Origin of the sequence: Chengkuizengella sp. SCS-71B, assembly GCF_040100845.1 — a bacterium.
Lineage (GTDB): Bacteria > Bacillota > Bacilli > Paenibacillales > KCTC-33759 > Chengkuizengella.
Window position 1 is genome coordinate 2,613,446 of the sequence record NZ_JAZHSH010000001.1, and the last position, 13,278, is coordinate 2,626,723.

The following is a 13,278-nucleotide window of genomic DNA, read 5'->3' on the forward strand; positions in this document are numbered from 1 at the left end:
TCTTGTTTCTTTAACTACACTTTCCACTACACCCACCAGATCCACAGCCTTCTACTGTTGGCAACGGGTTATTACTTGGCACTTTAATTTCTTCTGATATTTCATGAGCGATTAATTTAGAAACTGAGTAAAGTAAATCATCTATTTTCTCCTCAGCCTCTTTAAAATTTTTCACTAACTCTAATCCATTCAGTTTATGTTCCACTTTCTGTACTTCTTCTAACGCAGAATGGTAATCGGGATGAAATTGCCCAAATCTTTGACAATCCTCATAAATTTCCTTCTTTTTCAAAAATTGATTAACAAGTAATTGAACTTGCTTATCTTTCTCCATCTCTTTTTTCCAGTGTAAATAATTATGAAGTTCTTCGGAAGCATTTATCATATCACCAAGATCGTATGCTTCCAATAAAACCGTGGACATATCTAACTCAGTGATTTCATTGACACTCATTTATATCATTCCTATTCTATCTTTTGTATTAGGACTTAATTACTATTTATCATTAATCCCTGGGAAAATCAACCTCATTTCTTCCCAGTCATGGGAAAATAAGGTTATTTTGATGTTTTTTTCAAAAGCATGAATGAATAACTTGCCTTCCTTTTCTTCTAATTTCTGTGGTAATACTATTCTTTCTACTTTGTTTTTTCTTATTTTTAAATACACATGACTTTCAATTGCTTTCTGAATGATTTCTTTTTCAGTAGAAGGATGGTAAGCTCTATATTGCTTTAACCATATCGCCGGAATTTCATCCAAGGAAGGATAAATGTCTTTTACATTAGGGAAATTTTGTTCCATTTCATAATATATCATGGTTTTATTTGAATTCACTAATCCATTTGTTCCCTTTGAATCTTCTAGTATATAAGAATCATTAGATGTTTTATTGAAATATGGAAATTGTACTTTTTCCTTCTCAATTCCTTGCTGCGCTGAAAACAATGGAGAATATCCATTATCCTCAAGTTTTTTCATTAATTCCTTTAACTTACTTTTTTGAATAATAAAATTTCTATCTCCTATTTTTGTCATTATATAAGGTTGAAATAATGGATTGGCGCTAAGTTGTTTTACAGTACTTTCGTCCGCACAACGTAAAAGAAGTACTTCTTGAAAAACAATTTTACCAACATGCTCAGACCAATCTTCAACAGATTTTTTCACATTATCTGGTAAGCCATATTTTGAATGTTTATTTAAAAATTGAAAAATATCTGCTGTAGATCTTCCATTTTGTACAGCGTTCTTTATAGTTTTTTTAGTCAATGCATAACGCATGATAGTATCTGAATAAACCATTTCTGACATACTTTCTAATTCCCATAGAATATGGAATGGGACATTGGGGGGAACAATAATTTCAAAATCTGCCTGAATATAAAATTCAATTTCATCTAAATTTAATGATTCATCTGTTGAATTTAAATTTATTTTCCATCTAAAAACCATTTCATTATTATCTGTTTTACCTAACTGAATCCATCCAAAACCTACAAATACCTTCATCCAGTTTAGCAGTTGATTAAAACAATTCTTATTTTCTAAATCATAACACAGCATCAATTCTGAATGTTCTACCCAATTTACTAGCTCTTGTATAGGATACCACACATCATAAGGAATGGTCTCCATTTTTGCCCATATTAGTTGCAGCCAAACTTGATCTGGCATACATATTTGATGCCAAACTTCATATAAAGTTTTATTCATTTGTTGACTATTTTGAAGTAACCATCCATGAACTTTATCCCTATTTAGTTCAACATGTTTTGATTTTTGCTCCACTAGCTGTAATCTTAGCAGAAGATCATATACAAGTACGAATGTTTTAGGATATACATCCTGTCCTATATATTTTAAATCTATATACTGTAAATCTTCTTCGTTGATATCAATTAAATTGCACATTTTCTGAAGCTGTCTCTTTTTAATCATTCGATTTTGTGTTAGTAAAACCTCATTTTTTCCTATATAGATAATCAGATGAAATAAATCAAAAATCAAACCCCTGCCTATTCTATCTTGGGATTCAACTTCCTCATCACTGAAGCAATTTACCTTTTTAATTTGTGGTAACAATACATTAACCCATGAGTGAAAAGCATCTTTTGGAATCACATAGATTTGTTCTCCCCACGTTTTACGGAATGTAAAAACAATGCCTTTTTGTCTTAAAAGTGTTAGTCCCACTTTTAATTCTGCTTTCGATAACTGATCCTCCATCAAGGATATAATATGTTTCCATTCAAATGGCTCATACCCTACATTTTTAATTAACCATGATAATGTATGTCTTTCTATGTAATTTAATTTTTCATAACACTTTTCTAGTAATTGTGGAGAGGTTAAACAATCCTTTAGTTCATATCCATGTTTAATTAAATTTTCATAGGCGGATTGCGTTTGAATTTCTCTTAAATAAGAAGGGGGTAATTGTGTAAGATACTTTTCACAGTTCATGAAGTTAACAACTCCTTATTTTCTATCTCACTTGCATCAAGGATATGATACTGATATCCTTGTTCAACCAAAAACAGCTGACGTTTTAGTGAAAATTCTTGCTCTTTTGAATCTTTAGTTACAAGTGTATAAAAATGAGCTTGATTTTTTGACTTTTTGGGCCTTAAAACTCTACCTAATCTTTGTGCCTCTTCTTGCCTTGATCCATAACTTCCAGAAACTTGGATTGCTACTGCAGCATCTGGTAAATCAATAGCAAAATTGGCTACCTTTGATACAATTAGTAGTTTGATTTCCCCCTTTTTAAATCCAGTGTATAAAAACTCCCTTTCTGTATGGGGTAATTCCCCAGTAATTAAAGGGGCTTGAAAATGATTTGAGATCTCTTTTAACTGATCTATATATTGACCAATGATAAGAGTAGGTGTTTTGGGGTGTTGTTTAAGCAACTGTTTAATTACATTTATCTTCATCGGGTTTTCACTTGCTAACCTAAACTTATGTTTTTGATTAGTCATTTGATGATACTGATCTATGTTATCATCAGTAAAGTCTACTCGAATCTCATAACATTCCACTCTAGATATCCAACCATGTTGCTCCAACTGCTTCCAAGGAAAATAATAACGTTTAGGTCCAACTAAAGAAAAAACATCTTCTTCTCTTCCATCTTCTCTAATTAAAGTTGCTGTTAATCCCAACCTTCTAGTTGCTTGAATATTTGCTGTTTCTCTAAAAACAGGGGCAGGCAGCAAATGTACTTCATCATAAATAATCAAACCCCAATCTCTTTTTTTAAATAATTCCATATGAATGAAATCAGTATCTTTGTTTTTTCGATGTGTTAAGATTTGATAAGTAGCAATTGTGATTGGTTTCACTTGTTTTATATCTCCAGTATATTCACCGATTAAATCTTCATGAACATCCGTTTTTGTTAAAATCTCCCTCTTCCACTGCTTTACAGAAGTTACATTTGTCGTCAAAATTAAAGTCTCACATTTTAATTTAGACATTACACCAATGCCAACAATAGTTTTACCAGATCCACAGGGTAAAACGATAAGTCCACTTCCCCCAGTTTTCTTTCCTCCTTGATAAAAAGCCTCAATAGCATTTATTTGATAATCTCTTAAATCCACATCACTTAACTGTATCTCTAAACTTTCACCAGATAAATAACCCGCAATATCTTCAACTGGAAACCCTAATTGTATCAATTCTTGTTTAATTAAACCTCTATGTATCAAGTTTATTTTGGAGGAGAATTTATCAATTTCATCTTGCAAATAAGGTTGAATCACCTTCGATTTTCTAATTTCCTTCATAATATCTGAGTCTCTAGAAATCAATGTTAATTGGTCATTATTTTTTTCCAACCTTAAAATGCCATACCGATTCATGTACTTTTGAATTTCTTTACAAATTTTCAATGGGATCTCAAATTTACTATACTTTTTTAAAAAATCGATAATATCTTGAGATTTCATAGCAGACGCGGATGCATTCCACATGGATAATGGGGTTATTTTATAGGTATGAATATGTTCAGGTGTTTTTATTAGATCTGAAAAAAGAGATAAATACGAACTGATCTCCTCATATTGAGGTGAATTAGTTTCAAAAAGTATGGTGGAATCAGCTTGTACAATTAAACATGACACGAGATTTCCCTCCTTATTTGAAAAGGGAAGTCTAATTAGACCCCCCCTTTCTTTAACCAACATATGAACTCTTGCACTGAGAAAAATTTAACTTTAATGTGCAAAATTTTGTGATTCATGAGTTGGTTCAGATATTTTACTTAATGCGTCACTAGCTTCATTTTCAAAAATATCACGTACTGCTAAATCTCCTATCGCAACAATACCAACTAAATTTCCATTTTCAACGACTGGTAAACGACGAATTTGCTGCTCTGCCATTATATTTGCTGCGTCATCAATATTTGTATCTGGTGAAGCTGTTGTTATATTTTTACTTATCACTTCTTCCACAGCAGTTGATCCTGATTTCTTCTCCGCATAACCTCTAATCACTAAATCTCGGTCAGTTGCCACACCGATTAATTTTTTATTGTCCACAACAGGGATAATTCCAATATTATGTTCTTTCATTTTCACTGCAACTTCATAAATATTATCTTGCAAAGTTACTGTTACACAATCAGTAGTCATGATTTCTTTTAATGTTGACATGGGTAACCCTCCTTAATTTTTTCACAAATTCGGATTCAAATTTAGAGTTACCCATTCAACTCATTTACATACATATAATCTAACGTCATTCCTAAAAGCAATTGCACAGCATTTCTCATTGCACTTTCATCAAAGTCAAATTTAGGGTGATGATGAGGATAGTCCATCCCTTTATCTTCATTTCCTGCTCCTACAAACATAAAACATCCAGACACGATTTTTAAGTAATATGAAAAGTCTTCACCCGCCATAATGAGGGGAGATTTTGTAATATTTAAATTCATAAGATCTTTTTTTCCCATTTTAAAAAAGCGATTCGCTTCTGCTTCATGATTTACAACAGGAGGATACACATTAATATAATTCAATTTTATTTCAGCATCGTACATTACTCCAACTTGCTCACAAATATGAATAAAACGTTTTTGAATATGCTCTCTTATCTCATCACTAAACGTTCGTACAGTACCTTTAATAGTACATTGGGAGGAAATGATATTAAAGCTGTTTCCTGAATGAAAAGAACCAACAGAGACAACAGCGGGTTCTATCGGATTTACCATTCGACTAACAATGGATTGTAATTGGACAACTAATTGTGCCCCAATATATGTACAGTCAACTGTATCATGCGGTAATCCTGCATGCCCTCCTTTGCCTTCAATTTTAATCTCAAATTCATCAACCGATGCCATAATAGGTCCAGCAATAGAAGAAGCAATTCCTGTTTGAAAAGGTGTCCATAAATGAACTCCATAAATAACATCTACTTTTTCCAATGCTCCATCATCAATCATCGTTAATGCTCCACCTGGATATTGCTCCTCAGCTGGCTGAAATATAAGTCTGATATTCCCATTCAGCCCAGATCGATCTTCTTGTAATATTTTTGCTATAGCCAGTAAAATTGTTGTATGACCATCATGCCCGCATGCATGCATTATATTTTGTTTCTGTGAAGCATAATTCACATTCTTTTGATCTTGTATAGGCAATGCATCAATATCTGCTCTTAATGCAACAGTAGGACCAGGTTTACCACCTTCAATGGTACCAATCACTCCATGATCATTTTTTGATTTACTCGCTTTGATTCCCCAACTTGAGAGTTTGTCATATATAAATTGAGTCGTCTTATATTCTTGAAAAGATAACTCAGGATTCATATGTAGGTGCCTTCTCCATTTCACCATCTCCGGAAAAAGTTCTTCAATTTTTTGAATATATTTTTTCAAACTCATCACCTTCTAATGAAAATCATTACTTTTTCATATTATATCATCATCTTCATCATTCGTTCGTCACGAATTTTATAAATGTTAAACTTGCACAACTGAATGAAACATAATATCATGGAAAAGAACAAATAGGACTTGGAGGTCAACTCATGATATTAGAAAAAACAAAATTACAAGGGTTACAGAGTGAATTAAAATATATGGATGAAATCACAAGTGGACTTGGATTTGTCAGAGGCCAGTGGGAATATTACCGTGCTACATATGATTTTAGAATTCAAGATCAAAAAAATGATGTGTATTTTTTAAGAGTAAATTGCAGAGTTATTGATGGAAAAATGGAATCTCCTTATGCAGTTTTAACTCCAGAAGATATTTACATAGGTATAGAGTCGTTCCCACATGGACTAGATTATAGTGTTGAAATCCCTAATTCTGTTTTGAAAATTGCAAATGATAAAATGTCTGAATTAGAAAAGCTATTGAGCTAGGGTATACAATGGATACTGGTCGAAGAGGTACACCAGATTTTATTCTACTTTTTTTAACTTTTTTACTAGTAGGGTTTGGGATCGTAATGGTTTTCAGTTCCAGTTCTCCAATTGCTTCTTTTTACTTACAAGATGCTTTATATTACACCAAAAAGCAAATTATATTTGCAATCGTAGGTTTAATTGCTATGTTTTTTGTTATGAATATGCGTATCGAAAAACTAAAAAAATGGATTGTACCTGTTAATTTTATCATTATCGTCATGCTGTTCATGGTATTATTTACAGACCCAATAAATGGTGCGAAAAGTTGGATACCTTTGGGGTCTTTTGGTACTTTACAGCCGTCTGAATTTGCAAAAATCGGGATTATCTTATATATTGCTGCTCTCATCTGTAAAAAAGGAGAGCAGTTTAGAGATTTTAAAACAGGATTGCTGCCTGTGTTAACCATTATCGCATTTATATCTTTATTGATTTTGCTCCAACCTGATATTGGAACAGCTGCAATTCTTATCTTTGGTACAATGTTAGTTGTTTTTGTAGGTGGAGCTAATCTTAAGCATCTATTTGGTCTCTTCGCAATTTTCTCAGGGTTGATGACTATATTTTTGTTAGTCTTAACTAACATAGAGATAACGAGTGGACCTATTAATGAAAGATTAAGCCGATTTACCTCCTACCAAGATCCATGGGCAGATCCATTAGACGGAGGATATCATATTATCCAATCACTGTATGCATTTGGACATGGAGGTATGACAGGCGCTGGATTTGGACAAAGTATTCAAAAGCTATTTTATCTACCTTTTGCATATAATGATTTTATCTTTTCAATCATTGGTGAGGAGTTAGGGTTTATTGGAAGCTCTCTTTTTTTAATCACATACTTATTGTTGTTGTGGAGAGGATTAGTCATTTCTATTAAATCACCTAATATGTTTGGAACTTTAGTAGGGACTGGTATAGTCGGAATATTAGCAATCCAAGCACTGATTAATATCGGCGGAGTTACCAATGCGATCCCTATAACTGGAGTTCCCCTTCCTTTCATTAGTCAAGGAGGCTCTTCGATGATTACCTCACTGATCAGTGTAGGTATTTTACTCAGTATCTCACGTGAAAACAATCGTTTATCCAAAGTAGAAAAAAAATAACCCTATATAGGGTTATTTTTTTTCTACTTTCGTCTTAGTAGGATCGGTATTCCTGTACACATTGTGATGTGAGTTACTTTACTCTTTGAAGCGCTTCAGTAACTTCCTCTTGGAAAACCACACCTTCTACTTTAACATTTACCTCTACAACAGTTAAACCTGTCATACTCATTACGGATTCCTTTACATTTGTTTGCAAGTTTTTACATACCTCATGAATTTTTGAGCCATAGTTCACAATCACTCTTAAATCAATAGCAGTTTCTACTTGACCCACCTCAACCGAGACACCTTTTTGTACATTTTTACCACTTAACCTTTTAGCAAACCCTTCTGAAATCCCACCAGACATACCAGCAATTCCAGATGTCTCTATAGCTGATAAACCAGCTATTGTGGCTACTACATCATTTGAGATACGAACAACACCAACATCACTAAAATCAGACATAAGCTCACCCCTTCTTATTTTCAATATTTTCAATATATGAAATAAAAAGCTCACTATTGAGCTAAATTTTGAAATAGTAGAGGTACTTCTTAATATACAAAGAACTTAAAGACACTCATCTTTACTTTGATTTAGAGCTTCATAAAGTTTAGCTAAATTTCTTTCAAGCTCACTTAAAATTTCTTTACCCGTTGTATTTGTCATTAGACCTGCTCTTACGGCAAAATCAATTTCTCTTGATAAGCCGTACATTTGAGTGTCCAAAACTTCCTCATACAAAGGACATCTACGGTTGGCGAGTGTTTCCATTTGCACTTCGATCAACTTTAATATTTTATCAGCATCTTCTTTAAGAAGATTATAGGCTTTTTGAACTAAATCGTTTGATATTTCAGATGTAGACACCCAACTTCCCCCCTGTGATTGGCACTTCCCTTTAAAAAATAGTTTAGACGAAAACGTAGAAATACACAAGAGATGATCCATAATTCATAAAAAGGAAGCAAGGAAATGAAAAAATATATCTGTTAAATCAATCTTTTTTTATTTCAATTGTTAAATTATGCTTAGCAAATACTTCCTTCATACTTGCAATAGCTTCTTCTTGGTCAGGACCATGCACGTGCAATTCATAACTATTTGAATCCACTAGGGTTGTAAACAAACCTAAAATACTTTTTACATCAATATATTTGTTTTCAAATTGTAATACGATAGAAGAAGTAAATTTATTAGCAGTTTGAGAAATTTCCATAATGGCTTCATTTTTTGACATATGCTTCCCTCCATTTTTTAAATAAATACCATATCTTTCATTTAAATATATGATACCTCTTATAGATGAATTCACGCAAGTGATTTCTACCCAACAATATAACTGCAACTCGTTATGTCAAATTTTCTGGATTTAAAAGTTCCAGTTCACTGATTACAAAACGACCATCCTTTCGAATTAAACGATCGTCAAAGTAAATTTCTCCACCTCCGAATTCTGGTCTTTGAATCAACACTAAATCCCAATGTACAGAGGATCGATTGCCATTATCTGCTTCATCATAGGCTTGACCGGGAGTGAAGTGCAAACTACCATCTATTTTTTCATCAAATAAAATATCCTTCATCGGATATTTTATATATGGATTAAAACCTAAACTAAATTCACCTATGTAACGTGCTCCAGAATCTGAATCCAAAATCTTATTAAGTCTTTCAGTATCATTGCTCGTAGCCTCAACTATTTTTCCATTCTCAAACTTAAACTGTATGTTTTCAAAAGTAATACCTGAATATACAGTTGGAGTATTATAAGAAATGATTCCATTAACTGATTCTAATACTGGCGCTGTGTATACTTCTCCATCAGGAATGTTATTAGAACCAGCACATTTAATCGCAGGAATATCTTTAATTGAGAAGCTTAATTCTGTTCCTGGAGATTTAATTTTTACCTTATCTGTTTGATTCATTAACTTCACTAATGCATCCATCGATTTGGACATTTTAGCATAGTCCAAATTACATACATTAAAATAAAAATCTTCAAAAGATTCAGTACTCATATTAGCAGATTGAGCCATTGAGTTATTCGGATATCTTAATATCACCCATTTTGTTTGTTTCACCCTCTGTTCAGAATGTACTGGATGACGATAATCATTTATGTACATCTTCATTTTTTCATCAGGTACATCAGATAATTCATTGGAATTATCACCTGAACGTATACCAATATAAGCATCCATCCTTTTCATACGAATTAAATCATAAGATGACCACTCATTAATTTGTTCCTCTGATGCATTCATCAATAAAGATCTCATTACTGAAGAATCTGTAATTTCCACAAAAGGAAGCCCTCCACAAGCTTGAACCTCTTCAATGACACTCTTCAATAATTCTCTTTCTGTACCAATCATCTCAATTAAAACCTTTTCTCCAGGTTTACATTCAATAGAATAGTTCACTAACTGTTTAGCTAATGTTTGTACTCTTGGATCTCTCACCTTATTTCAACCTCCAATATTTTAAACGAAATTATCTTCATAAAAATTTTAACACAAACCTTCCTTGAATAAAAAGTACAGCACCTTTCACGTTAAGGAATCTTATATTAAAAAAATACTCAAAGGTGAGTTATTCATTGAAGTTATCACTAGACCTTTGAGTAATTTATTTATCCATTAATTTGTATTTGATTTCTTCCTAATTTTTTAGCTTCGTATAAAGCCATATCTGCTTTATATATTAAGTTTTCAACCCCAATGATACTATCATCTAAACTCCAATCAGAGATTCCACATGAAACACTAACTTGTGGATTTGTCTCATTATAAACTCTATAACGGATACGCTCAGCTATTTTTATGGCTTGTTCCACTTTCGCTTCAGCAATATAAACCGCTATCTCTTCTCCCCCCCACCTTGCAGCGATGTCTGAATCCCCAATACAAGACAGAATAATTTTACTTACTTGTTTCAAAATTTTATCTCCAAGTTGATGACCATAAGTATCATTTACTCTTTTAAAAAAATCGATATCGAACAGAATTAGAGAACCATAATGATGATCATTTATCATCTTTGTAACCTGCTGATCTAAATAGTGTCTTGCATATAACCCTGTTAAATTGTCAGTGATCACCATTCGATTCATTTCATCATGAAGCATGGCGTTACTCATCGCAAGTCCAATATGCGTGGAAAGAACTTGCAGCATTCTATAATTATCATAAGAAAAAAAATTAGGAATTCGATTTGTAAACATGACAACACCTGAAACCTCATCGTTTACCAGAATAGGCGAAGCAATTAATGATCGAGATTTTGTAATTTCCATCACCTTTGAGCTTACAGATGGATTCATTTCATAGTCTTGGACAATAACTCCTTCTTTTGTTTGATTCACAATACCTGAAAAACCATAATTAACTGAAAAAACATCATTTGATAAATTTGGAATATTACTCGATTTTACAGTAATTTGATTTTTTTCCTTATTAAATTCAATTATACAACCAAAATCCGCATTAAATATATTTATTAATTCGTTTGAAATATAGTCAAAAAGTTCATTTAAATTCAAACTTTTATTCAACCTTCTCGTAATGTCATTAATTAATCTTAACTCACCGATTAAAGAATTGGACTGCTCCAACAATTTAGCATTTTCAAAAGCAACCCCAGCAGAATCAACTAACATGGAAACAAAACTAATATCTTTATCACAGAAAGGCTCTAAGTTTGTTTGGATTCTAAAAACACCGTAAACAGCTTGTAGGCCTCGTAAAGGAACAGAAATGAGTTGATTGTCTGACTCAAAATGTTGTACTTGGATCTCACCTTCCATAAAAGCAAGTTTACAATAAGGATCTTCATTTACATCAAAAGATATTGTTTTAAGTGATGTGTTTGGTTTATTATCTTGCGATAAGAACAATTGAACTTCACATTTGGGATAGATATCTTTTATCTTCTGTATGACTTCTGATAATATTAAATCCCCATCCAATTTTGATTGCAGGTTTTTGTTGATCTGATATAATTGTTCTTTTTGTTTATTTTCTTTAGATACCTTTAAATTTTCATTGTATAATTTAAAATTCAAATAAGATTCTATATTTTTATATAAGATCGATTGGAATGACATACCTAACGATTTTATTAAAAGTTCATTCATATTTTCATTGTTCTTAAAAATAGCACCTAACACTACTTTCTGTTTATTTTCTACTGAAAATATGATAGGAACTGCGCAAGTAATGTATTTTTTAAAAGGTTTATATGAATGTTTTTCAAAATAAACCATACTTAGTTTAAAATTTCTAATACACTCATTTATTGCGTTAGCTCCTAACTCAGTATCATCCCAAACTGTATTAGGCTGTAACTTCATATATAATTCATCTTTATAAAGCCAATCTGAAAATACATGACTGTTTAACAATTTTCCATTCATGTCCACTATAAAAAAAGCACCCTGAACTTGTAGTGATTCAGAGATGAATTGATTCATAAATTCTTTAAATGATTTTGTTATGATTTGCCAGATATGCTGAACATTCATATTTTCGATTTTGCTACTATAGTCCCGTTGATGAAAGGTATATACTCTATCTTTTTTAATCTTACATTGATTATCATTCACATTCATACAAACACCTTCTTCACCAAAAAAAAATAGTAAACATAGTCTAAAGTCACACATGACAAAAATGAATTCAGTTTCCAAATTTTCCAATATATCTATAATACTATTAATTTAGTAATTTTGCACTATATCAATTTGATATGGACAAAGAATAGCTAATTATGAACTTACATTTCAAAGATGTTGCCGACTTGCAGAGGAAAGTATGACAATATTTTTTATAATTAAATGATTTTCTAATAAAAACTTGACTTTTACAGTGCTTTTCTTATAAAATTAACGATTAGAGAATGTGGATAGCGTTATGTATTTATGGCGGGAAAAATTTGTGTGAATACCCTCACTAATTTTGTGGACGATAGACCTGCGGCTGAAGAGTTTATCAATGTTTAACCTTCGCTATCCCTTTGGTTAAACTGCATAAATTTAGGCACAAGCGGAACCGACCAATTAAATTTATTAATTATAAAAGGAGTCAAAATACATGGCACGTTACACAGGTCCAAAATTCAAATTAAGTCGTCGCTTAGGGATTTCCTTAAGTGGTACAGGTAAAGAATTAAAGAGAAATTATCCACCAGGTCAACATGGTGCAAATCAAAGAAGAAAAGTTAGCGGATACGGTTTACAGCTTATGGAAAAGCAAAAACTTCGTCATATGTACGGATTAAATGAAAAGCAATTCCGTAATCTGTTTGACAAAGCTTCTAATATGAAAGGTATTTCTGGTGAAAACTTCATGATCTTATTAGAAGGCCGCTTAGATAATTTAGTTTATCGTTTTGCATTATCCAATTCACGTGCTGGAGCTCGTCAGCTTGTAGCACATGGACATGTAACTGTAAATGGTAAAAAAGTGGATATTCCATCTTATGCTGTTAAACCAGGTGACGTAATTGGTTTGAGAGAGAAAAGCAGAGGTTTAAAAGTTATCAAAGAATCTTTGGAAAACAGCAATTTTACTCCGGCTTATGTTGAATTTGATGAAAAAACAATGGAAGGTAAATATGTTCGCTATCCAGAACGTGCGGAATTACCTCCTGAAATCAACGAACAACAAATCGTCGAGCTTTACAGCAGATAATAAAAACCCCTCCATTGAGGGGTTTTTTCTATTCCAATTTTTTTT

13 protein-coding genes are annotated in these 13,278 nt (G+C 32.3%); 3 read left to right on the top strand and 10 right to left on the bottom strand.

Annotation, left to right across the window (positions count from 1 at the left end; all coding sequences use genetic code 11):
- Positions 1 to 10: 10 nt before the first annotated feature.
- The 5 genes from VQL36_RS12725 to VQL36_RS12745 all read right to left on the bottom strand — a co-directional run bounded on the left by VQL36_RS12725 (position 11) and on the right by VQL36_RS12745 (position 5,906).
- Positions 11 to 454 carry a YlbF family regulator gene (locus tag VQL36_RS12725; protein WP_349249679.1) on the bottom strand — a complete coding sequence of 148 codons (444 nt, stop codon included), beginning with the start codon at positions 452 to 454 and terminating at the stop codon, positions 11 to 13.
- Between the two features lie 42 nt (positions 455 to 496).
- Complete coding sequence (locus VQL36_RS12730) at positions 497 to 2,467, bottom strand: helicase-associated domain-containing protein (RefSeq protein ID WP_349249680.1); 1,971 nt, start codon at positions 2,465 to 2,467, stop codon at positions 497 to 499.
- Positions 2,464 to 4,131: a DNA repair helicase XPB gene (locus VQL36_RS12735; RefSeq protein ID WP_349249681.1), complete on the bottom strand. Its 1,668-nt coding sequence runs from the start codon at positions 4,129 to 4,131 to the stop codon at positions 2,464 to 2,466. Before VQL36_RS12735 ends, VQL36_RS12730 begins: the two co-directional genes overlap by 4 nt.
- A gap of 93 nt (positions 4,132 to 4,224) precedes the next feature.
- Positions 4,225 to 4,665 (bottom strand): CBS domain-containing protein, encoded by a 441-nt coding sequence (locus tag VQL36_RS12740; RefSeq protein ID WP_349249682.1) that lies wholly within the window; start codon positions 4,663 to 4,665, stop codon positions 4,225 to 4,227.
- Between the two features lie 47 nt (positions 4,666 to 4,712).
- A complete protein-coding gene (locus VQL36_RS12745) occupies positions 4,713 to 5,906 on the bottom strand; it encodes an amidohydrolase (protein WP_349249683.1) in 1,194 nt (397 codons plus the stop codon).
- A 146-nt stretch (positions 5,907 to 6,052) separates the two neighbouring features.
- Here VQL36_RS12745 and VQL36_RS12750 point away from each other — a divergent pair, with 146 nt between their 5' ends.
- Entirely contained in the window at positions 6,053 to 6,394 is a 342-nt protein-coding gene (locus VQL36_RS12750; protein WP_349249684.1) for a YugN family protein, read from the top strand.
- An 8-nt stretch (positions 6,395 to 6,402) separates the two neighbouring features.
- The gene (gene ftsW / locus VQL36_RS12755) at positions 6,403 to 7,551 is read left to right on the top strand and encodes a putative lipid II flippase FtsW (RefSeq protein ID WP_349249685.1); all 1,149 of its coding nucleotides are present in this window, start codon (positions 6,403 to 6,405) and stop codon (positions 7,549 to 7,551) included.
- Between the two features lie 73 nt (positions 7,552 to 7,624).
- On the opposite strand, the gene VQL36_RS12760 is transcribed toward ftsW, so the two are convergent.
- From VQL36_RS12760 to VQL36_RS12780, 5 genes are all read right to left on the bottom strand, one after another.
- Positions 7,625 to 8,002, bottom strand: coding sequence for an Asp23/Gls24 family envelope stress response protein (locus VQL36_RS12760; protein ID WP_349249686.1), 378 nt, complete (start codon positions 8,000 to 8,002; stop codon positions 7,625 to 7,627).
- A 105-nt stretch (positions 8,003 to 8,107) separates the two neighbouring features.
- Positions 8,108 to 8,407 carry a DUF1507 family protein gene (locus VQL36_RS12765; RefSeq protein ID WP_160647495.1) on the bottom strand — a complete coding sequence of 100 codons (300 nt, stop codon included), beginning with the start codon at positions 8,405 to 8,407 and terminating at the stop codon, positions 8,108 to 8,110.
- A gap of 127 nt (positions 8,408 to 8,534) precedes the next feature.
- Entirely contained in the window at positions 8,535 to 8,777 is a 243-nt protein-coding gene (locus tag VQL36_RS12770) for an HPr family phosphocarrier protein (protein WP_349249687.1), read from the bottom strand.
- A 112-nt stretch (positions 8,778 to 8,889) separates the two neighbouring features.
- Positions 8,890 to 10,005 (bottom strand): aminopeptidase, encoded by a 1,116-nt coding sequence (locus tag VQL36_RS12775; protein ID WP_349249688.1) that lies wholly within the window; start codon positions 10,003 to 10,005, stop codon positions 8,890 to 8,892.
- A 170-nt stretch (positions 10,006 to 10,175) separates the two neighbouring features.
- A complete protein-coding gene (locus tag VQL36_RS12780) occupies positions 10,176 to 12,152 on the bottom strand; it encodes a diguanylate cyclase (protein WP_349249689.1) in 1,977 nt (658 codons plus the stop codon).
- A 481-nt stretch (positions 12,153 to 12,633) separates the two neighbouring features.
- Between VQL36_RS12780 and rpsD the strand changes: the two genes are divergently transcribed.
- Entirely contained in the window at positions 12,634 to 13,233 is a 600-nt protein-coding gene (gene rpsD / locus VQL36_RS12785; RefSeq protein ID WP_349249690.1) for a 30S ribosomal protein S4, read from the top strand.
- Positions 13,234 to 13,278: the final 45 nt, after the last annotated feature.

Coding starts and splice junctions, on each gene's coding strand:
- VQL36_RS12725 (WP_349249679.1), bottom strand. CDS start 454: ATGAGTGTCAATGAAATCACTGAGTTAGATATGTCCACGGTTTTATTG.
- VQL36_RS12730 (WP_349249680.1), bottom strand. CDS start 2,467: ATGAACTGTGAAAAGTATCTTACACAATTACCCCCTTCTTATTTAAGA.
- VQL36_RS12740 (WP_349249682.1), bottom strand. CDS start 4,665: ATGTCAACATTAAAAGAAATCATGACTACTGATTGTGTAACAGTAACT.
- VQL36_RS12745 (WP_349249683.1), bottom strand. CDS start 5,906: ATGAGTTTGAAAAAATATATTCAAAAAATTGAAGAACTTTTTCCGGAG.
- VQL36_RS12750 (WP_349249684.1), top strand. CDS start 6,053: ATGATATTAGAAAAAACAAAATTACAAGGGTTACAGAGTGAATTAAAA.
- ftsW (WP_349249685.1), top strand. CDS start 6,403: ATGGATACTGGTCGAAGAGGTACACCAGATTTTATTCTACTTTTTTTA.
- VQL36_RS12760 (WP_349249686.1), bottom strand. CDS start 8,002: ATGTCTGATTTTAGTGATGTTGGTGTTGTTCGTATCTCAAATGATGTA.
- VQL36_RS12770 (WP_349249687.1), bottom strand. CDS start 8,777: ATGTCAAAAAATGAAGCCATTATGGAAATTTCTCAAACTGCTAATAAA.
- VQL36_RS12780 (WP_349249689.1), bottom strand. CDS start 12,152: ATGAATGTGAATGATAATCAATGTAAGATTAAAAAAGATAGAGTATAT.
- rpsD (WP_349249690.1), top strand. CDS start 12,634: ATGGCACGTTACACAGGTCCAAAATTCAAATTAAGTCGTCGCTTAGGG.